Source organism: Curtobacterium sp. MCBD17_030 (assembly GCF_003224255.1).
In the GTDB taxonomy this organism is placed as follows: Bacteria; Actinomycetota; Actinomycetes; order Actinomycetales; family Microbacteriaceae; genus Curtobacterium.
In genome coordinates this window covers 70,426-90,936 of record NZ_QKLI01000002.1, presented here as the reverse complement: position 1 = coordinate 90,936, position 20,511 = coordinate 70,426, and the positions used below count along the sequence as shown (strand labels likewise).

Below are 20,511 nucleotides of genomic sequence, written 5' to 3'. Positions count from 1 at the left end.
TACCGCACCGTTATACAGTCGGTCGTGCAGACGGTGTTTGCTGTGGCATCGGCTGTGGAATGTGATTGCAGGAATCTCTTGGTGCAAGGGAGCGGGCCGGTCGTCCACCAGGACGGCCGGCCCGCGTTCTGTGTCCGACCCCGTCGGTAGGGTGGTGGTCCACCAGACGGAGGGAAAGACCCGTGAGCGATCACCGCAGCGAGAAGGCCACAGCGGTCGCGGCATGGGAGTCGTTGTTCCGCGCCCAGGTCACCGTCATGCGGAACCTCAACACCGAGTTCCCGTCGGCCGAGATCTCCTTCAACGAGTACGACGTGTGCTTCAACCTGTCGACGCAGCCCGGCCGTCGCTGCCGGATGCGTGACCTGACCGGTCACCTCCTGCTCACGCAGCCGAGTGTCAGCCGTCTGGTCGACCGACTCGCCGCGAAGGGCATCGTCGAGAAGCAGCCGGACCCGACGGACGCCCGCGGGGTGATCGTCGCCCTCACGCCGCACGGGTTCGACGTGTACCGCGCGGTCGCGGTGCAGCACGCCTCCACCATCGCGGCGCAGGTCGGCGCCGGGCTCGACGACGCCGAGCTCCGGACGCTCACCGAGCTCTGCACGAAGCTCCGCGTGGCCGCAGCGGCGACCACGACGACCCGTCGCTCGGTCGGGAGCCCGGCATGAGCGGCTCCGTCGTCTGGCTGCGCGACGACCTGCGACTGGCGGACAACCCGGCGCTCCGCTCCGCCACCGACCGCGACGGACCGGTGACGGTCGTCTACGTGCTCGACGAGCAGAGCGACGGCATCCGCCCGTTCGGTGCCGCGGCACGGTGGTGGCTCCACCAGTCCCTGAGCGCGCTCGATGCAGACCTCCGCGAGTACGGTTCGCGGCTCGTGCTCCGTCGCGGGCCGGCGGCCGAGGTCGTCCCCGCCCTCGTGACGGAGACCGGTGCGGACGCCGTGTTCTGGAACCGGCGGTACGGCCTGGTGGAGCGAGAGCTCGACGCGGGCATCAAGGCTGGCCTGATCGCCAGCGGTACCGAAGCGCACAGCGCCGCAGCCAACCTGCTCTGGGAACCCTGGACGGTCCTCAGCGGCAAGGGCGAGCCGTTCAAGGTGTTCACCCCGTTCTGGCGTGCGGCACAGGCGATGCCCGAACCCCGGCACCCGTGGGCCGAGCCGGACACCATCACGGCACCGCCGGACGTGGCGTCCGACGCCCTCGACGACTGGGCTCTGCTGCCGACGGCACCGGACTGGGCCGGCGGCATGCGGGACTCCTGGACCCCGGGTGAACACGGCGCGTCCGACCGGCTCGAGCGGTTCATCGACGAGGCCCTCGCCGACTACGACCAGCGGGACGAACCCGCGCAGGCCGCGACGAGCAGTCTGTCCCCGCACCTGCGCTGGGGCGAGATCAGCCCGTACCAGGTCTGGCACCGGATGCACGAGACGCTGGAGCCCGACCAGCGCCGGGCCGCACCCGCGTTCCTCCGGCAGCTCGCGTGGCGGGAGTTCAACTGGAACGAGTACTTCCACTGCGACGACATCGCGCGCACCAACGTCCGGCGGGAGTTCGACGCGTTCCCGTGGCGTGACGCCTCGGAAGCAGAGCTCGACCGCTGGCGGCACGGCACCACGGGCTTCGACCTGGTGGACGCCGGCATGCGGGAGCTCTGGCACACCGGCGCGATGCACAACCGGGTCCGCCTGGCCACGGCGAGCTTCCTCGTGAAGAACATGCTCGTCGACTGGCGCACGGGCGAGCAGTGGTTCTGGGACACCCTCGTCGACGCGGACGCTGCCAACAACGCGGCGAACTGGCAGTGGGTCGCGGGCTCCGGCTTCGACGCCGCGCCGTACTTCCGCGTGTTCAACCCGGACCGGCAACTCGAGCGCTTCGACCCGCACCGGGAGTACGTCCGCCGCTGGGTGCCAACCGACGAGGAGCGCCCGGAGCCGATGGTCGACCTCAAGGCCACACGGCAGCGTGCCCTCGACGCCTACGCCGAGATGCGGCGCGCATGACCCGGCCGTCACCCGCGGTGATCGACGTGGTCGACACGCTGCACCGGCAGCGCGTGGCGGACGGCATCGCACCGAGCAGTGTCTGGGGCGTGTTCGACCGGGACGGGCTCGTCGCCTCCGGTGGCGCCGGTGACCGCGGGGACGGCACGGTGCCGGACGCCGACACCGTGTACCGGATCGCGTCGTGCACGAAGAGCGTCACCGCGACGACGCTCCTCGGTCTCGTCAGGGAGGGGCTGCTCTCCCTCGACGACCCGGTCACCGACTTCGTGCCGGCGTTCCGCTCCGTCGTCCTGCCCACGGCGGACTCCCCCACCCCCACGGTCCGGATGCTCCTGACGATGTCGGCGGGCTTCCCCACCGACGACCCGTGGGGCGACCGTCAGGAGAGCATCTCCGACGACGACCTCGACGACGTGCTGCGCGCCGGACTGCTGTTCGACTCGGTCCCGGGAACGCGCTTCGCCTACTCGAACCTTGGGTACGCGCTGCTCGGCCGGGTGGTCGCCGTCGTCGCCGGAGCACCGTTCACCGCCGTCGCCACCGATCGGGTCCTCCGGCCCCTCGGACTCGACGACACGGTGTTCGCCGCACGGGACGCCCGGGGCCACGTGGTCACCGGGTACCGACGGCACGGCTCGGAGTGGGAAGCTCTGACGACCCCGGGACCGGGAGCGTTCTCAGCCATCGGTGGGCTGTTCTCCACGGTCCGGGACCTCGCTCGGTGGGGTTCCTGGCTCGCCGCCGCGTTCGAGGGCACGGCGCCGCCGTTCCCGGGACACCCTGCGGCAGCGGGCACGGCCACGGACGGCGACCAGGCCGGACCGCTGGGGACGGCCGAGCGCCGGGCGATGCAGCAGGCGATGCGGATGATCCCGGCCGAGGCCCTGCCGGGTTCGACGCGGGCGACCGGGTACGGCTCCGGCCTGTTCGTCGAGCACGACCCCGTCGTCGGGTCGATCGTGTCGCACTCCGGCGGCTACCCGGGGTTCTCGGCACACATGCGGTGGTCGGTGTCGACCGGCATCGGTGTCGTCGCCTTCGAGAACGCCACGCAGGCGAAGGTGTCCGCAGCGGCCGCCCAGGCGCACGACCTCGTCCTCGCGGACGTCCGGTCCGCCGGGGGTGCTGCGGCGACGCGGGTGCCACCGACCACGGTGTCCCCGGAGACGCGAGCGGCGCAGGCAGCCGTCCAGGGCCTCCTGGCCGACTGGGACGACGAGCGGGCCGCGACGATCTGCACGCCGAACGTCCCGATGGACGTGCCGTGGGACCGCCGACGTGCGGCGCTGGCCACCGCGGTCGAGGCGGTCGGCGCCGACCTGCGAGCGACACCCGTCGCCGAGGGGTCCAGCACGCCGACGCACCTGCGGTGGTGGCTGCCCGGAGAGCGTGGTCGCCTGTGCGTCGAGATCCGGCTCGCGCCGCTCGCCGCGGGACTGGTGCAGACGCTGACCGTCCGGGCGGAGCCGACGCCGGCCTGACCTCGGAGCCCTGAGGCGGGCCCGCAACCGGGAACACGGCGGTCGATACCGTCCGGTAACATGACACATGTCCGCTCGGTCCCCGTTGCGGTCAGCCGTCCCACCACCGCCCCGGAAGAGACCATGCCACGCAAACCGGACCCGACGCTCAAGCCCGCGATCGTCTGCAAGGTCACGGACCACCTCCACAGCACCCGGATCGAGGACGTCTCCGTCCGCAGCCTCGGTCGGGTCCTCGGGACCAGCGCGTACCCGATCGTCTACCACTTCGGCTCCCGAGACGGCCTGATCGACGCCGTCGTCGAGCACCTGAGCGGCCCGGTCCTCGCGGTCTGCCTCGATCCCACGTCGGACGAACGGGGGCTGGCCGAGTACGTCGTCCACGTGTTCGGCGCCCTGCACGTCAGGGAGCGCTTCCTGGCGGCACGCCTGACCTTCGAGCTCGGCGCGGTCGAGTACCTGTCGGGTCATGACCGGCACCGGCGCCTGCACCGGACGCACGTCGAGACGCTCACCGCGTGGTGCCGGGAGCACGGGGCATGCGACGACGAGGCGGTCCGGCTGGCCCGCGGCGCCGTCCTCGCCGCCCGGGGAGTCCAGTGGGGTGCGGTCCTCGACGGCGACGTCGTCCACACGGACGACGCCCTTCGTGGGGTCGCTCGGCGGCTGGCGGCCGAGATCGGCGTCGGTGTGCGCTGAGCCTCCGTCAGGACGTCACGCGATGACCGCATGACGGGAGGCCCGGTACCAGCTGGTACCGGGCCTCCCGTCATCAGGTGGTCGCCTCAGCGACCCGCGTCGGGGACGCTCAGAGCGTGACGAAGCTCTGCGACTTGGCGTTCTCGAAGCGCGCGGCGACGTTCTCCCAGTCGACGATGTTCCACACGGCCTTGACGTAGTCCGCCTTGACGTTGAGGTAGTCGAGGTAGAAGGCGTGCTCCCACATGTCGAGCATGAAGATCGGGACGAGACCGAACGGGATGTTGCCCTGCTGGTCGAACAGCTGGAACGTGGCGAGCTTCTGGCCCACGACGTCCCAGGCGAGGACGGACCAGCCGGAGCCCTGGATGCCGTTCGCGACGGCGGAGAACTGCGCCTGGAACTTCTCGAACGAGCCGAAGAACTCGTCGATGGCGGCGGCGAGCTCGCCCTCCGGGACCTTGGTGTCCGGGCCGAGGTTGGTCCAGAAGATCGAGTGGTTGACGTGGCCACCGAGGTGGAACGCCAGGTCCTTCTCGAGCTTGTTGATCGCACCGAAGTTGCCGGACTCGCGGGCTTCGCCGAGCTGCTGCAGCGCGGTGTTCGCGCCGGTCACGTAGGTCTGGTGGTGCTTGTCGTGGTGCAGCTGCATGATCTTGCCGCTGATGTGCGGCTCGAGGGCGGCGTAGTCGTACGGGAGCTCGGGCAGGGTGTACTCAGCCATGGGCGGTCCTTTCGATCGGTGGTGTGGGGTGCGGGGCTCCGCGGCTCACGAGAGCCGGGAACGATCGGTCAGGGAGTGGAATTCCCGGTTGTGGTAGACCAGCGGCTCACCGCGGTCGAGCCCGACGACGATGTCGAGCACCTCGGCGACGACGACGGTCGAGCCGCCGATCGGCGTGGTCGAGAGCGGTCGGCAGCGCAGTGCGCTGGCGGCGTCGGGCAGGTAGCGGTCACCCGAGGGGAGCCTGCCCCAGATCGGGTCGTCGGCGGCGGGACTGCCGGTGGAGGCGAAGCGCTTGGCGAGGGCGACACCGCGGGCGTCCATCAGGTGGACGACGAACAGCGGCGCGCCGAGCACGACCCCGGCGGACCCGGAGTTGGTCGAGAGCGAGAACACCAGGACGGGCGGGTCGACCGCGACCGAGGCGACGCTCGACGCGGTGAGGCCGGTCGGTCCGTCGGGTCCCTCGGCGGTGATCACGGCGACTCCGGCCGGGTGTCCACGGAAGGCGTCCTTGTACGCGGCGGTGATGTCGGCCGTGGTGGCGTCCACCTCGGGCGGGGCGGCGGGGGTGCCGGGCTGGGGGACGTCGACCGGAGCGGCGTCGGGCATGTCAGTCGTGGTCGTTCCTCGTTCGTGGGTTCGGCCGCGGTCGTCGCGGCCACCTCCCAACGTAGGACCTGCGCCCGGGTGCCGGTCCATGATTCACAGGATCGGCCCATCCCGGGCGTGCCGCGACGCCGGGGTCAGCGACGCCGCAGCATCACGACGGCTCCTGCTGCGGCGACGACCATGAGCGCCGCCGCGACGCCCGCCGTCGTCGTCACACCCGAGTCGAAGGCGGCACGGGCGGACTCCAGGAGCGCCTGCCCTGCGGACCCGCCGAGCTGCGTCGCCGCGGTGACGGCACCGCCGAGGGTCTCTCCCGCCGCGGTGTGCGCCGTCGAGGACAGTCCATCCGGCACGACGACGTGGGCTCGGTAGGCCGTGGCCAGGATCGTGCCGAGGACGGCGGTACCGAGCACGGCACCGATCTCGTACGCGGTCTCCGAGATCGCCGACGCCGCACCGGACTTGTGCGCTGGGGCGGTCGAGATGATGAGGTCGTTCGTGACGGTCTCGGACGCGCCGATGCCGATGCCGAGCAGCACGAACGCGAACGCGAGCGCGGCGATCGAGGCGTGGTGGCCGAGCACCGCGACGAGGGCGTACGCGGCGGCCGAGAACAGCAGCGACACGGACACGACCCAGCGCGGAGCGACACGCGCGACGACGGGCACCACGGCGAGGCCGGCGATGATCGTCAGCACCGCGCCGGGGACGAGCACGACGCCGCTGGCGAACGGGTCGAGCCCGGCCACGAGCTGCAGGTGCTGGGCGATGAAGAACAGGAACCCGGTGAGCGAGAACATCGCCGCCATGTTCATCAGCACGCTGCCGGTGAACGCGGTGCTGCGGAACAGGCGCATGTCGAGCATCGGCGTGCGGGAGCGCAGCTGCCGGCGGACGAACGCGATGCCGCAGAGCACGCCGACGGCGACCATCGCGATCGCCAGTCCCCGCTCCTCCGGGTGCACGAGGGACTTGATCGCCCAGACGGTCGGGGCGAGGGCGCCGAGGGACAGCAGCATGCTCGGGACGTCCACCGGCCCGGGCTCCGGGTCGCGGGACTCCGGCACGCAGAACGGCACGGCGACGAGCATCACGACGAGGATCGGCACGGCGACGAGGAAGACGCTGCCCCAGTGGAAGTGCGCGAGCAGCACGCCGCCGACCAGCGGGCCCAGGGCGTTGCCGGCGGCGAACATCGTCGACCAGACCGCGAGCGCCAGGCGTCGTTCGCCGGCGTCGGGGAACACGTTGCGGATGATCGACAGCGTCGCGGGCATGAGCATCGCGCCGAAGACACCCATCGCGAGCCGGGCCGCGACGAGCATCCAGGCCTCGGTGGCGAAGGCCGCCACGGCGGAGAGCAGCGCGAAGCCGGTCGCGCCGATCACGAGGATCCGGCGGCGTCCGACCCGGTCACCGATGCTCCCCATCACGACGAGCAGCCCGGCCAGGACGAGCGGGTACGCGTCGACCATCCAGAGCTGCGTCGTCGCATCCGGGTGCAGGGCGCGCGAGATCGAGGGCAGCGCGAAGCTCAGCACGGTGTTGTCGACCGAGATGAGCAGCACCGGCAGCATGAGCACCGCGAGCGCGGCGAACCGGGAGCCACGATTGGTGGTGACCCGGGTGGCGACGGGGCTGGTGAGCAGTGCGGACATGGCGGACTCCAGGACTTCGAGCGTGTCGCGCTGGCCGCCCCGCAGGGGCTGAGCGCAGACGAGACGGGACGCGGAAGTCGTCACGCGTCCCGTCAAGGTCCCGTTAGTGTACCGTCCAGACGGTTGTGGTTGCAAATGCAACCAACGCCGATCGGGAGGCGCGGAACCGGACCGCCCCGCGCCTCCCGTCCGCCAATCGGTTGATCGGTTGATCGGTTGATCAGCCGCTCACGCTGACTCGCCCACCACCAGTCGGTGCCGGACCACCCGCTCCACAGCCGGGCCGGACCGCGGCAGCGACCCGTCGAGCATGCCGAGCGCCAGGTCCACCGCGTGGCGGGCCACCTCGTCGAGGTCGACCGCGAGCGTGGTGAGGGTCGGCGCGACGAGCGTGCCGAGCGTCAGGCCGTCGATCCCGACCACGCGGACGCGGTCGGGGACCTCGACACCGGCTCGACGGCAGGCGGCGAGCACCCCGAGCGCCATCACGTCGTTGAACGCGACGACCGCGTCGAGACGGGCGTGCCGCGCGAGCGCTGCGGCGGTGCCCGCGGCACCGGCATCGGCGGAGGCAGCCTCGGCGTGCAGGTGCTCGGGCAGGTACCCCCGTCGGCGCAGGGCGTCGAGCAGGAGCGCACCGCGGGTGCTCGGCTCGCCCGGTGCCTCGGCGGAGGGCGGTGCATCGAGGACGAGCGGGTGCTTGACGCCGACCGCCACCAGGTGGTCCGCGAGGGCCTCCACCGCCCCCTCCGGGCCGAGCCGGACGGCACCGCGGGTGGGCGCGTCGTGCGGGTCGAGCTCGACGACCGGCACCGAGCCGAGCCGTTCGATCCACTCCCCAGCGCGGGTACCGAGGGAACCGATGACGACGTCGGTCTGCGCACCGAGGTCCTGCACCGACCGGTCGGAGTCACCGGCGAGACCGACGTCGGCGAGCATCACGTTCCAGCCGCGCGCGGCCGCCAGCCGGAGGACCGCGGCGGCGAGTTCCGGCGAGTACGGGTTCCGGAGGTCGTCGACGAGCAGCCCGAGCTGGTGGGTGCCGCCCGACACGAGCCCCCGCCCGAAGCGGGACGGGCGGTAGTCGAGCTGCTCCGCGGCGGCGAGGACCCGCCCCTTCGTGGCGTCGCTGATCCCCGGCAGGCCGTTCACCGCGCGGGTCACGGTCTGCCGGGACACCCCGGCGGCCGCCGCGACGTCGAGGATCGTCGCGCGACCGCTGGTGCCGGTCAGCTGCGGAGGTCGAGCCATGCCACCTGCTCGGGCGTGAGGTCGACGGTCAGGCCGAGCATCGACGAGCGGGCTTCGGCGATGGTCCGCGGGCCGAACAGCGGGAAGGTCGGGAACGGCTGGTGCAGCACGTACGCCAGGGCGATCGCTGTCGCCGGGACGCCGTACTGCCCCCCGAGTTCCTCGGCGCGGCGGAGGCGCTCGAAGTTCGCGTCCGAGTAGTAGCAGCGGACGAGTTCGGCGTCGCTCGTGTCGTCCGGACGGGCCCGACCGGTGAAGAAGCCGCGCGCCTGCGAGGACCACGGCAGCAGCGGGATCTGGCGCTCCTCGAGCCAGCGCTTCGACTCCGGGTCGGTGACGTGCTCGCACCCGGCCCAGGGGACGTCGAGGGCCTCCGCCAGACCGAAGTGGTTGCTGAGCACCTCGAACCCGTGCCTGCCGTTCGCCGCGGCCCAGGCGTTCGCCTCGTCGAACCGGGCGGGGGTCCAGTTCGACCCGCCGAAGACCCGGATGCGCCCAGCGCGGCGGTGTTCGTCGAGGACGTCGACGAACTCCCCCACCGGGATGTCCGGGTTGTCCCGGTGCATCATGTAGACGTCCGCGTAGTCGGTGCCCTGGCGCTCCAGGCTCTCGAGCAGCTGACGGGTGAGTGACTCCGGGTCGCAGTACGGCGTGTGTGCGCCCTTGGTGATGACGACGACGTCCTCGCGGATGCCGCGGTTGCGGACCCAGGCGCCGAAGCGGCCCTCGAGCACGCCGCCGCCGTAGACGTACCCGGTGTCGAAGACGGTGCCGCCCTGTTCCACGAAGTGGTCGAAGATCGCGCTCGCGTGGGCCAGGTCCGGCTGGTTGTCGACGCCCATCACCAGGCGCGAGACGCGCTTGTCGATGCCGGGCAGCTCGCCGTACGTCATCGGGGCGTCGGGCGCGACGGTGAGCGGGCGGCCGCTGACCGTCGGGATGTCGGCGGTCTCGGCCTCGAACGGGTAGCGCAGGCCGATCGCCGCGCGCCAGCGGTCGAGGGTGCGGGCGGCGGCCAGGCTCTCGTCGGTGGTCATCTGCGGCGCGTCGACCCGGCCGGCGCGCAGGGCGTCGATGGTGGCGTCGGCCTCGAGCCCGTAGGGGGCGGCACCGGCGAAGGAGGTCTCGGCAGGTGGGGCGTCGACGGTCCGGACCTCGATGACCGGGTCGCCGCCGATGGTCCACGGGTCGCGGAGCACGATCGTGCCGCGGGTGCCGTGCACGACGACCGCGTTCGTGTCCTCGACGCGGACGCCGGTCCGGAGGCTCGCGGTGATGCCCGACGCGTACGTCGCGCTGGCGACGGTCCACTCGTCGACGCCCGTCGGACCGAGCGTCCCGACGGCGTGCAGCTCGACGGGTTCGGCGACCGCGACCCCGGTCGCGGCCTGCACGACCGCCGCGGTCATGGTGACCGGGTAGCAGCCGACGTCGAGGATCCCGCCGCCGGCGGTCTCGACGTCGAAGAGCCGGCCGGAGCGCTCATCGGTGCGGAACGCGAACGACGCGTCGACGTGGGTGACGGTGCCGACCGTGCCGTCGCGGACCAGGTCGAGGAAGGCGGCGGTCTGCGGGTGGAAGCGGTACATGAACGCCTCGACCAACGGCAGTCCGGCCTGTCGTGCGGCGTCGACGAGCACCATCGTCGTGCCGTGGTTCGGCGTGAGCGGCTTCTCGCAGAGCACGGCCTTGCCTTCCCGCAGTGCGGCGAGGACGAGGGCCGCGTGCCCGGTGTGCACGGTCGCGACGTAGACGGCGTCCACCCGGGGGTCGGCGAGGACGTCGTCGTAGGTGCCCGCCACCACGTCGGGGAACCCGTGCTCGGCGGCCTCGTCCGCGAAGGCCTGCGCCCGCTCGACCGACGAACTGCCGGCGGCGACGAGTCGGCCGCTGCTCGTCGACAGCTGCGAGAGGAACCGTCGGGCGATCCCCCCGGGGCCGAGGACCGCCCAGCCGGGGGTCGTGTCGTTCGTGGTGGGCGTGGGGGTCGCGGTCTGCGCTGACATGCGGATCCTGTTCGTCGTGAACCTTCACGGTCGCGGCGAGGCTATCCGGTACAGACCCGCGGAACAAGGGACCGTGAACGTTCACGGAGCACACTGCCCCCGGCGTGTCCCTAGACTCGTGCGCATGGCCAGTGCTCGCGACCGCGTCCTCGACAGCTTCGTCGCCATCGTGTGCGAGGAGGGCGAACGTCCCGCCACCCTCGACGCCGTCGCCGCGCGCGCCGGTGTCTCGAAGGGCGGACTGCTCTACCACTTCGGTTCCAAGGCCGCCCTGGTCGAGGGACTGTGCGAACGGCTCGCCGACCTGTCCGCCCTGGACATCGAACGGATGCGCGCTGCCGAGGACGGCCCGGCGCGCTACTTCGTCGAGAACTGTCAGTTCGTCGGCAGCGAGCTCGACCTCGCCCTGCTCGCGGCCTCGCGCCTGCAGCAGGCCGGGTACGAAGAGGCCGGCCGGACCCTGGACGAGACCGAGAACGCCTGGCTCGCCACCCTCGTCGACGCGCTCGACGACGTCCCCACGGCGCAGGCGGTCAAGCTCCTCGGCGACGGGCTCTACCACGCGGCGTCGCTCGGGGCCGCGAGCGACGTCCGTCCCGACCGGGCCTCGGTCGACATGGCGGCACTGCTCCAGGTCGTCGACCGCCTGATCGCGACGAAACCGGCTGCGTGAACGGTCGCTCCCGGTCCTGGGGATAGACTGGGCGCGATCCACCCGCTCGATTCCCGGAGGTACCACCGTGGGCCGCGTCCTCGCTGCTGTTTTCTCGATCCTGCTGCTGCTGGTGTCGATGTACCTGTTCGGGTTCGCGTTCCAGGTCGACTCCGGTCAGGCCTTCGTGTTCATCGCCGGTGTGCTGCTGATGAGCCTCTCCTTCTTCCTGCCGATCCACGTGTTCGGCAAGCGGTAGCCACACACCGCCACACGCAGGACGGCCCCGCACCTGATGGTGCGGGGCCGTTCTGCGTCGTACCGATGCACGACGGTGGACGAACGCCGTCCCGCTACACGGAGGCGCGCAGCCCACGCAGCGTGACGGCCGTGGCGATCGCCGCGTGTGCGGCCTCGGCGCCCTTGTCCTCCTTCGACCCGGGCAGTCCGGCGCGGTCGAGCCCCTGCTGCTCGTCGTCCAGGGTGAGCACGCCGAAGCCGACGGGCTTGCCGGTGTCGATCGCGACCTTGGTCAACCCGCTCGTCGCCGCGTCCGAGACGTACTCGAAGTGCGGGGTCCCGCCGCGGATGATCACGCCGAGGGCGACCGCTGCGTCGAAGCCGGACTCGAGGGCGGCCTTCGCGACCACCGGGAGCTCGAAGCTGCCCGGGACGGGGACGACCTGCGCGGTGGCACCGAGGCGTTCGATCTCGCGCTGCGCCCCAGCGAGCAGTCCGTTCGCGATGACGTCGTGCCACTGTCCGGCGATGACCGCGACCCGGATGCCGCTGCCGTCGACGAGCTCGCGCTCCGCCGCTCCTGCTCCGCTCATGCGTGTGTCCCTTCGGTGCGGGCGACGTCCGTCGCCCGGTCGGCCGCGTCGAGCCAGGCGGCCAACGCGGCGATGGTGATGACGGGCACGCCCTCGCGTGCCCCGAGTCCGACGAGTTCCGGCAGGCGCATCATGCCGCCGTGCTCGTCGACGATCTCGCAGATCGCCGCCGCGGGCCGGAGTCCGGCGGCGGTGACGAGGTCGATCGCGGCTTCGGTGTGCCCCGCGCGCTCCCGGACGCCACCCGGGCGTGCCCGCAACGGGACGACGTGCCCCGGACGGTGCAGGTCGCCGCGGACCGAACCCGGGTCGGCGAGGACCCGGAGCGTCCGTGCGCGGTCGTGGGCGCTGATGCCGGTCGTGACACCGACGGCCGCGTCGACCGTGACGGTGTAGGCGGTGCCGCGGACGTCCTCGTTGTGCTGGACCATCGGCGGCAGGTCGAGGGCGTCGGCGATCTCGGCGCTGACCGGCGCACAGATGAACCCGGACGAGTGCGCGACCGTCCACGCGATCCACTCCGGCGTCGCGAGTTCCGCGGAGAGGACGACGTCGCCCTCGTTCTCGCGGTGCTCGTCGTCGGCCACGATGACCGGACGGCCGGCGGCGATGGCGGCGATCGCCTGCGCGACCGAGGACAGGCCGAGGTCGTCGGCGAGGGTCGGCACGACGGGAGCGGTGTCGGCGACCATCAGCGGGCCTCCGCCCCGACGGGAGCACCGACGGCACCGGCAGCAGCGGCAGCAGCGGCAGCGGCAGCAGCAGCGTCGAGCCGCAGCATCCGGCGGACGTGCCGGGCCAGGACGTCGGTCTCGATGTTGACGCGGTCCCCCGGCACCCGTGCACCGAGCGTCGTGGCGGCCAGGGTCTCCGGGATCAGGCTGACCTCGAACCAGGCGGCGTCCGGCGCGACGGACTCCGGCGACACCGCGCTGACGGTCAGCGAGACACCGTCGATCGCGATCGAGCCCTTGTCGACCACGAGCGGGCTGAGCTCCGGCGTCAGCGCGAACCGCACCCGCCGCCAGCCGTCCCCGTCGTCGGTCAGGAGGACCGTCGCGGTGCCGTCGATGTGGCCCTGCACGATGTGACCGCCGAGCCGGTCCCCGACCGAGGCCGCGCGCTCCAGGTTCACCCGGTCGCCGGCCCGCAACGACCCGTGCGCGCTCATGTCGAGGGTCTGCTTCATGACGAATGCCGTGAAGGTCTCCGGGCTCTGCTCGACGACGGTCAGGCAGACGCCCGAGACCGAGATGGAGTCGCCGTGCTGCGCGTCGGAGACGACGAGCGGGCCACGGACGGTGAGCGCGACGGAGTCGCCTCGTTCGTCGACGGCGGTGACGGTGCCGAGTTCCTCGATGATGCCGGTGAACACTGGTGTCCTCTCAACGGGACTCCGGGTGCGCGCGACGGTCGTCGGCGGACGGCAGGCGGGATCGCGGAACGACCATCACCTTCCGTCAGCGCTTCCTCCCGTCCGGACTCTCACCGTCGGTCCTGGGATTGCACCAGGTCAACCCCGCACCGGGCGGACCCGGCGCGGCGCTCGTGGACTGTCACCACCGGTTCGGACTTGCACCGACCCCGGAGCGCTTGCGTGTCACCGACGATACCCCAGCACCCCGACCGTCGTGGGCGGATGGTCCGCCGGGCGTCACGCGGCGTCTCGGGGGTGCAGCGGGCCTCCCGTCCGGCGGCTCAGCCGCGTCCGCGGACCAGTGCCAGCGCCTGCCGAAGCGACAGGTCGGGCAGGTAGGCGCGGACCACCGCGACGCCGATGGCGGGCAACGCGACCGGGTCCGGGTAGGCGAGGACGAGTGGCTCGAGTCCCGGGCCGAACTTCCGCTTGAACCGGAGCAGCGAGCGGAACCCGTAGACCGGCTCGAGGACCCCGCCGACGAGTTCGAGCAGGGTCTCGACGCCGTCGCCGGTCGATGCGCCACCGGGCGTGCGGGCGAGCGGCGCGGCGGAGAGGCCGAGTCGTTCGACGCCCTCGTCGCGCATCACCTCGGCAGCGGAGGCCACCAGGAACTCCATCACGCCGTTCGGGGCGTCGCTCCGGCGCCGCATGACGTCGAGCGTCCAGCCGACCACGCGGCCCGCACGGTGGGACGGCAACCAGCTCGTGACCCCGAGGACCGTGCCCTCGGCGTCCTGCGCGACGAGGGTCCGGACGGCCGGGTCCCGCATCTCGTCGAGGCTGCCGAGCGTGAAGCCCATCTCGGGGAGTTCACGATCGGCGACCCATTCCTCGGAGATGGCCTCGATCTGCCGGGTGGTGGCCACGGGCAGGTCCTGCCACGACGACCAGGTGGCGGTGGACCCGGAGCGACGGGCCTTGTTGACGGCGGTGCGGACGTCCTGCTTCCGGCTGCCGCTCGTGGTCCAGGCACGCGGGTCGAACGCGGCGTCCTCGGCGACCGGCAGGGTGCGCCAGCCGAGCCGGGTGAGGGCCGCGGCGCTGGTCGTGTCGATGCCGTGGAAGACCGCCGTCCAGCCGTTGTCGTCGCAGTACCGGGCGAACTCGGTGAGCGCCGGTCCGCGCGCGTCCGGCCAGCCGAACGGGCCGAGGGCGACCGCGACGGCACCGGTCCGTCGGTAGGCGACGCCGGCGCGACCGTCCGCGCTGAACCAGTGCGCGTTGCCCGGCCACGTCGCCATCCAGCCGAAGGTGTCGCCGCCACCCGCCACGAGCAGCGCGCGGGCACGCTCACGGTCCGCGGCGGACACGTCGGAGTCGGCTGCGCCGGGTGTCGCACCGGCCGGACGGATCGCGGCGACGGCCACGACGGCCCACAGCAGCGGGCCGACGAGGCCCAGCACCGTCCGGAGACCGGGATCCCGGATCGGCAGGTCACGGTGGTGCACGACCGGTGACAGCGGTCCGAGGACGGCGACGACCAGGCCGAGCGGGCCGTGCACCCGCACCGGTGACGCGTCGGCGACGACGAACACGACGGCCGCCAGGACAGCGGCCGCGACCAGGACCGTCACGCTGAAGGTGACGACGCGGCTGCGGGCGACCGCGACCGTGAACGACCGCCGCAGCAGCAGCAGGACGAGCCCGGTGAGGAGCGGGACCGCGATCGACGCGGCGATCGACAGGACCACGACGACGTGGTCCTCGGACCCGCGGAGTTGCTCGACCCGTCCGGGTACGTGGGTGTACGTCACGGCGGCGGCGATCCCGGTGACGGTGTCGACCACCACGACGAGCCACACCGCGAAGCGGCTGCCACGGAACAGACCGACCGCCCCGACGACGAGCACGAGCAGTGGTGCGATCGCGAGCAGCAGGGACCAGGGGTCCGTCGCGCGGTAGGTCAGCAGGCGGTGCAGGCACTCACCCGCGACGCCGTCGGCGCGACAGGCGGAGGGCTGGTCTGCTGGGCCCGTCCCGACGACCGCGGCGAGCGGCGCGAGCAGACCGACCCGGGCGCGCGACACCAGCGCGATCACCGGTCCGACCGCCGACACCAGGACCACCGTCCCGAGCAGCACCCGGGTCTCGCGGTGGGAGCTGCGGGTCCAGCCGGTGCGCTTCGGGGTGCGTCGGAACACCTCGCCGAGTCCCCAGCCCGCGGCCGTGGCGACGACGGCGGACAGGTCGGCGGTGTGTCCGGCGTAGAGGAAGAGCGTGAGGACGACCGCCAGCGCGTTGACCCGGATCCGACGACGCCAGAGCGGGCCGGCGAAGGCACTCGCCGTCATGACCGTGCCCAGGATCGCCGTCCACGGGTCCAGGCCCTCGGCCCCGGAGAGCAGGGCGGCACCACGGCGGCCGTCCGGGTCGACGAGACCGACGACGGCTGCGGCCGCCGCCCCGATGACGCTCGTCGCCAGGAAGGCGGAGACGGTGCGCCGCGAGCCCATCAGCCGTTCAGAGGCACCGACCAGCACGACGACACCGGTGAGCGTCAGGACCAGCGCGAGGACACCGGTGGTGACGGCGAACACCCGGAAGGGCACGAGGGCGTCCGGCACCTGTCGGCCCTGGGCGAACCGCAGCGACGCGGCGGTGATCGACGCCAGCAGCACCAGGACCAGGACGACGGCCGTGACCGGCTGTCGCGTGACGGCGTGCCGGACCGACCGGGAGGCCCGCCCCACGTCGCGCAGGACGCGCGCGGCGGCCTCGTGGCCGACCTCATGCGGCGGGGCCGCGGGCTGTTCCGGAGCGGCGGTGTCGGGTGCGCCCTTCGCGGTCATCGACGGACCCCGTCCACGGGCAGCCCGAGGTGGGCGATCACGATGGGGAGGCCGTGGCCCAGGACGTACCGGACGGTGTTCCAGTCGTGGGCCGAGCCGGGCGAGACGATGAGAGTGGTGGCGATCCCGGCGCGTTTCGACGCGGCCCGGAGCGCGAGCGTCGAGGCCTCGTAGGGAGCGTCGTCCTCGCCGTAGCCGAACACGGTGAGGTGGTCGTGGTACGGCGTGTGGGCGGCGAGCAGGGCCTCCGGGGTGGCCCGGAGGTAGGCCGGACGCGAGCCGCCGAACCCGACCGCGACGGTGTGCCGGAGGTCCCCGTTCGCCGGGGCCATCTCGCTGGAGATGGCCAGGGTCGTGCCGAACACCTCCGGGTACGCGCTCGAGAACTGCATGGCGCAGGTCGCCCCCTGCGAGAAGCCACCGATGCCCCATGCCGCGCTGCCCGAGGCCACGTCGAGGTGCTGGTGGATCCACCGGACCGTGTCGGTCATCACGTAGGTCGCACTCCGCCCGAGACGACGGCTGTCGACGCACATCGGGTTGTGGCCCGGTGCCCCCAGTTGGTCGGGCGAGACGACGATCGGCGCGATGCCGTGGTGCGCCGCGGCGTAGTGGTCGAGGAAGGACCCGAGCCGCCCGGTCTGGAACATGTCGGCCGGCTGCCCCGGCTGCCCGGAGAGCGCGACGAGGACCGGCAGGGTCGGCGGGTCCACGACCTGCGCGGCGGGAGGCAGCCACACGACGGCGCGACGGGCGTGGAAGTGCGAGACCGTCGCGGGGATGCGGACAGCGATGGCACGGCCGTGATCGGGCATCCCCTCCGGTGCGGTCCACGTCGCCGCGTCGACGACCCGTGTGCCGGGCCTGGCCGCGTGCTGGTGGTCGAGGGTGCCCGTCGGGTAGGGGTTCGGCGTGACGGCCTCGCCGATGGTCCGGTACGCCCCGAAGTCGACGTTGATGCCGAGGCCCGCGGTGAGGGCGACCGCCAGGGCAGCTCCGAGCCCGACGACCCGGCGGCCGTTGCCGCCCTGGACCAGGACGACCAGGAACAGGAGGACGGCAGCCGCCGTGAACGCGACCCACATGCGCGTGACGGGCGTGAAGGACACGCCGAAGCGGTCCTGGACGTCACCGAACCACCAGACGGCGACCAGGCCGATGCCGGCGCCGACCGCGATCGCCGTGATCCGGACGAGCACGGCCAGGAGGCCCCGGTTCCACCGTCGCCTCGCCGGGTGGTCGGTCACGCCGGCGTCCTTCGCCCGACCGCGTGGTCCGAAGACCGTCAGGAGGACGAGGACGACGGCGACCACGTCCACCGGCACGAGCACGGCCGGGAGGACGATCGGGAGCTGGAGCACATCGGATGGCACGGGTTCATCGTGCTGCCGCCCAGCTGACGCACAGCCATTGGTCGGCTGCCGCTGTGTTCAGCAAGGGTTGACGGCCGCCCAGGAGGCGTACAGCACTCCCACAGGAGGGTCCTGATCAGGACTCGTCGCCTCGGGTCCGCCCCGTTCGGGCCAGCTCGTCCGGGTCTGCTCGCCCGGGCAGGGGCTGCGGAGCACCGGGGACCCCGGTGCTCCGCAGCCGTTCAGCGGGTCGGCGTCAGTGGCGGCGCCGCAGGGTCATCGTCCCGAGGCCGGCCAGGAGCAGCAGCAGTGCCGCGAGGGCCGGGAGGACCGGCCGGTCCGCTCCCGTGTAGGCGAGCGTGCCGGTGGTACCGGTGGTCGTGCGGGTCGTGCTGACCCCGTTGCCCGTCGACGTGGAGTCGACCGCGGTGGCTGCGGCAGGGGGCGTGCCCTCTGCCACCGGGGTGACCAGCGCGGCCGGGGTGGCCGGGACGGTCGTGACCGGGGTGGTCACCGGGGTGGTGGCACCGGGAGTCGTACCCGTCTCCGGGGTGATTCCGGTGCCGGGATTCGTGGTCCCCGGCGTCGTGGTGCCCGGGTCGGTCGTGCCCGGCGTCGTGGTGCCCGGCGTCGTGGTGCCCGGGTCGGTCGTGCCCGGCGTCGTGGTGCCCGGCGTCGTGGTGCCCGGGTCGGTCGTGCCCGGCGTCGTGGTGCCCGGCGTCGTGGTGCCCGGGTCGGTCGTGCCCGGCGTCGTGGTGCCCGGCGTCGTGGTGCCCGGGTCGGTCGTGCCCGGCGTCGTGGTGCCCGGCGTCGTGGTGCCCGGGTCGGTCGTGCCCGGCGTCGTGGTGCCCGGCGTGCTGCTGGAACCGTCGCCGATGACGCCGACGCCGTTCCCACCGACGGTGACCGGGATGGTGATCACCGGGATGATCTGCGTTCCGGAGCCGATGCCGCCCTCACCAGAGGTCGTCCCGCCCGAGACCGGCGTCGTGCCGGTGCTCGTGCCGGAGCCGGTGGTCGAGTCACCGGTGCTCGTGCCGTCACCGATCACACCGATGCCGTTGCCACCGGTGGTGACGGGGACGTCGATCACCGGGATGACCTGCGTGCCGGAACCGACACCGTCCTCGCCGGAGGTCGTGCCCCCGGCGACGGGCGTCGTGCCGGGCTCGTGCCGAGCCGGTGGTCGAGCCACCGGTGCTCGTGCCGTCACCCACGACGCCGATGCCGTTCCCACCGACGGTCACCGGGATCGACACCACCGGTGAGACCTGCGTGCCGGAGCCGACACCGTCCTCACCTGAAGTCGTCCCACCCGAGACCGGCGTCGTGCCGGTGCTCGTGCCGGAGCCGGTGGTCGAGCCACCGGTGCTCGTGCCGTCACCGATCACACCGATGCCGTTGCCACCGATGGTGACGGGGACGTCGATCACCGGGATGACCTGCGTGCCGGAACCGACACCGTCCTCGCCGGAGGTCGTGCCCCCGGCGACGGGCGTCGTGCCGGTGCTCGTGCCGGAGCCGGTGGTCGAGCCACCGGTGCTCGTGCCGTCACCCACGACGCCGATGCCGTTCCCACCGACGGTCACCGGGATCGACACCACCGGTGAGACCTGCGTGCCGGAGCCGACACCGTCCTCACCTGAAGTCGTCCCACCCGAGACCGGCGTCGTGCCGGTGCTCGTGCCGGAGCCGGTGGTCGAGCCACCGGTGCTCGTGCCGTCACCGATCACACCGATGCCGTTCCCGCCGATGGTGACGGGGACGTCGATCACCGGGACGACCTGCGTGCCGGAACCGACACCGTCCTCGCCGGAGGTCGTGCCCCCGGCGACGGGCGTCGTGCCGGAGCCGGAGGTCGAGCCGCCGGTGCTCGTGCCGTCACCGATGACGCCGATGCCGTTCCCGCCGATCGTGACGGGGATCGACACCACGGGAGCGACCTGGGTGCCGGAACCGACACCGTCCTCCCCCGAGGTCGTCCCGCCCGAGGCCGGAGCGGTACGGGTCCCCGTTCCGGTGGTCGAGCCGCCGGTGCTGGCGCCGTCACCGAGGACCCCGATGCCGTTGCCGGTCACGGTGATCGGCACGGAGACGGTCCCGAGGAGCTCTGTCCCCGAGATGAGACCGTCGGAGCCCGACGTCGTCGGGGAGGGCGCGCCTCCCGTCGAACCGGAACCGACCGGAGTGCCGGAGGCCGACGGACCGGCGGTCGCGGCACCGTCCCCGAGGAGCCCGATGCCGTTGCCCGACACCGTGACCGGGATCGAGACGTCCGGCAGGATCTGTGTGCCGGACAGCAGGCCGTCCGTGCCCGAGGTGGATGCGGCCGTTTCTGCCGGAGCCGCGGTGGCGGGCGCGGACGCCGGACCCGCCGTGCTCGAGCCGGTGCTGGCGGCGTCCCCGGCGACGGCGACGGCGTTGCCGCCGACGGTCACGGGGAGGTCGACGTCGCCCGCGACCTGGGTGCCGGAGAGGACGCCGTCCTCGCCACTGGTCGTCGGAGCCGGAACAGCAGGTGCAGCAGGAGCAGCAGGAGCTGGTGCGGGTGCCGCCGGTGCCGCTGGTGCGGGAGCAGCCGCCGCGTCGCCGAGCACGCCGACGGCGTTGCCGGAGACGTCCACCGGAGCCGTGACCTCCGGCACCACCTGGGTGCCGGAGGCGACGCCGTCAGCACCGCTGGTCGTCGGCGCGGCGGGTGCCGGCGCAGGGACCGGAGCCGCAGGGACCGGAGCCGCGGGGGCCGACGCAGCCGCCGGGCTCGTGGCGGTCGAGACCGCGTCGCCGACGATGCCGAAGGCGTTGCGGGTGACGGAGACCGGGGCGTCGACGTTCGGCGCGATCTGGGTCCCGGAGGCGATGCCGTCCGCTCCGGTGGTCGTCGCCGCGTTCGCCGCGACGGCTCCACCGAGCGTCAGCCCGCCCACGCAGAGGGCGAAGAAGAGCCCTCGGGTGACGTTCTTGTTCATGGTCGTTCACTCCTGATCGAGATGGTCGGTCGACCGCACGGGAGC

The 20,511-nt window shown here is 72.7% G+C and carries 17 protein-coding genes, 1 pseudogene and 1 riboswitch; of the genes and pseudogenes, 6 read left to right on the top strand and 12 right to left on the bottom strand.

Annotation, left to right across the window (positions count from 1 at the left end; all coding sequences use genetic code 11):
* Positions 1–182: 182 nt before the first annotated feature.
* The 4 genes from DEI89_RS03170 to DEI89_RS03155 all read left to right on the top strand — a co-directional run bounded on the left by DEI89_RS03170 (position 183) and on the right by DEI89_RS03155 (position 4,200).
* The gene (locus DEI89_RS03170; protein WP_258366293.1) at positions 183–671 is read left to right on the top strand and encodes a MarR family winged helix-turn-helix transcriptional regulator; all 489 of its coding nucleotides are present in this window, start codon (positions 183–185) and stop codon (positions 669–671) included.
* Positions 668–2,017: a deoxyribodipyrimidine photo-lyase gene (locus DEI89_RS03165; protein WP_110902598.1), complete on the top strand. Its 1,350-nt coding sequence runs from the start codon at positions 668–670 to the stop codon at positions 2,015–2,017. Before DEI89_RS03170 ends, DEI89_RS03165 begins: the two co-directional genes overlap by 4 nt.
* A complete protein-coding gene (locus DEI89_RS03160; RefSeq protein WP_110902597.1) occupies positions 2,014–3,501 on the top strand; it encodes a serine hydrolase in 1,488 nt (495 codons plus the stop codon). Before DEI89_RS03165 ends, DEI89_RS03160 begins: the two co-directional genes overlap by 4 nt.
* Positions 3,502–3,624: 123 nt before the next feature.
* Positions 3,625–4,200 (top strand): TetR/AcrR family transcriptional regulator, encoded by a 576-nt coding sequence (locus DEI89_RS03155; RefSeq protein ID WP_110902596.1) that lies wholly within the window; start codon positions 3,625–3,627, stop codon positions 4,198–4,200.
* A 109-nt stretch (positions 4,201–4,309) separates the two neighbouring features.
* On the opposite strand, the gene DEI89_RS03150 is transcribed toward DEI89_RS03155, so the two are convergent.
* The 5 genes from DEI89_RS03150 to DEI89_RS03130 form a co-directional block, all read right to left on the bottom strand.
* Positions 4,310–4,924, bottom strand: a complete 615-nt coding sequence (locus DEI89_RS03150; protein WP_110902595.1) for a superoxide dismutase — start codon at positions 4,922–4,924, stop codon at positions 4,310–4,312.
* Between the two features lie 45 nt (positions 4,925–4,969).
* Positions 4,970–5,536 (bottom strand): flavin reductase family protein, encoded by a 567-nt coding sequence (locus tag DEI89_RS03145; protein ID WP_258366451.1) that lies wholly within the window; start codon positions 5,534–5,536, stop codon positions 4,970–4,972.
* Between the two features lie 134 nt (positions 5,537–5,670).
* On the bottom strand, positions 5,671–7,194 hold the full coding sequence (locus DEI89_RS03140) for an MFS transporter (protein WP_110902594.1): 1,524 nt from the start codon (positions 7,192–7,194) through the stop codon (positions 5,671–5,673).
* A 228-nt stretch (positions 7,195–7,422) separates the two neighbouring features.
* Positions 7,423–8,445, bottom strand: a complete 1,023-nt coding sequence (locus DEI89_RS03135) for a LacI family DNA-binding transcriptional regulator (protein ID WP_110902593.1) — start codon at positions 8,443–8,445, stop codon at positions 7,423–7,425.
* Positions 8,424–10,451 (bottom strand): aldo/keto reductase, encoded by a 2,028-nt coding sequence (locus DEI89_RS03130; RefSeq protein WP_110902592.1) that lies wholly within the window; start codon positions 10,449–10,451, stop codon positions 8,424–8,426. Before DEI89_RS03130 ends, DEI89_RS03135 begins: the two co-directional genes overlap by 22 nt.
* A 124-nt stretch (positions 10,452–10,575) precedes the next feature.
* Between DEI89_RS03130 and DEI89_RS03125 the strand changes: the two genes are divergently transcribed.
* The gene (locus DEI89_RS03125; RefSeq protein WP_110902591.1) at positions 10,576–11,124 is read left to right on the top strand and encodes a TetR/AcrR family transcriptional regulator; all 549 of its coding nucleotides are present in this window, start codon (positions 10,576–10,578) and stop codon (positions 11,122–11,124) included.
* Positions 11,125–11,191: 67 nt separating this feature from the next.
* On the top strand, positions 11,192–11,362 hold the full coding sequence (locus DEI89_RS17560) for a hypothetical protein (protein ID WP_181421469.1): 171 nt from the start codon (positions 11,192–11,194) through the stop codon (positions 11,360–11,362).
* A 94-nt stretch (positions 11,363–11,456) separates the two neighbouring features.
* On the opposite strand, the gene ribH is transcribed toward DEI89_RS17560, so the two are convergent.
* The 7 genes and pseudogenes from ribH to DEI89_RS03095 form a co-directional block, all read right to left on the bottom strand.
* A complete protein-coding gene (gene ribH, locus DEI89_RS03120) occupies positions 11,457–11,936 on the bottom strand; it encodes a 6,7-dimethyl-8-ribityllumazine synthase (RefSeq protein WP_110902590.1) in 480 nt (159 codons plus the stop codon).
* Between the two features lie 38 nt (positions 11,937–11,974).
* Positions 11,975–12,628: pseudogene (ribB, locus tag DEI89_RS03115) on the bottom strand (3,4-dihydroxy-2-butanone-4-phosphate synthase); the annotation flags it as partial.
* A complete protein-coding gene (locus DEI89_RS03110; protein WP_110902588.1) occupies positions 12,628–13,311 on the bottom strand; it encodes a riboflavin synthase in 684 nt (227 codons plus the stop codon). The pseudogene ribB and the gene DEI89_RS03110, both read right to left, overlap by 1 nt.
* Positions 13,312–13,397: 86 nt before the next feature.
* Positions 13,398–13,531, bottom strand: a riboswitch (FMN riboswitch).
* 103 nt (positions 13,532–13,634) lie between these two features.
* The gene (locus tag DEI89_RS03105; RefSeq protein ID WP_110902587.1) at positions 13,635–16,145 is read right to left on the bottom strand and encodes a DUF2156 domain-containing protein; all 2,511 of its coding nucleotides are present in this window, start codon (positions 16,143–16,145) and stop codon (positions 13,635–13,637) included.
* The gene (locus tag DEI89_RS03100; protein WP_146236663.1) at positions 16,142–17,518 is read right to left on the bottom strand and encodes an esterase family protein; all 1,377 of its coding nucleotides are present in this window, start codon (positions 17,516–17,518) and stop codon (positions 16,142–16,144) included. Before DEI89_RS03100 ends, DEI89_RS03105 begins: the two co-directional genes overlap by 4 nt.
* 235 nt (positions 17,519–17,753) lie before the next feature.
* A complete protein-coding gene (locus DEI89_RS17280; protein WP_146236662.1) occupies positions 17,754–18,590 on the bottom strand; it encodes a hypothetical protein in 837 nt (278 codons plus the stop codon).
* Positions 18,538–20,466, bottom strand: a complete 1,929-nt coding sequence (locus DEI89_RS03095) for a cell wall anchor protein (protein WP_110902585.1) — start codon at positions 20,464–20,466, stop codon at positions 18,538–18,540. The genes DEI89_RS17280 and DEI89_RS03095 overlap by 53 nt, the downstream gene beginning before the upstream one ends.
* Positions 20,467–20,511 lie beyond the last annotated feature (45 nt).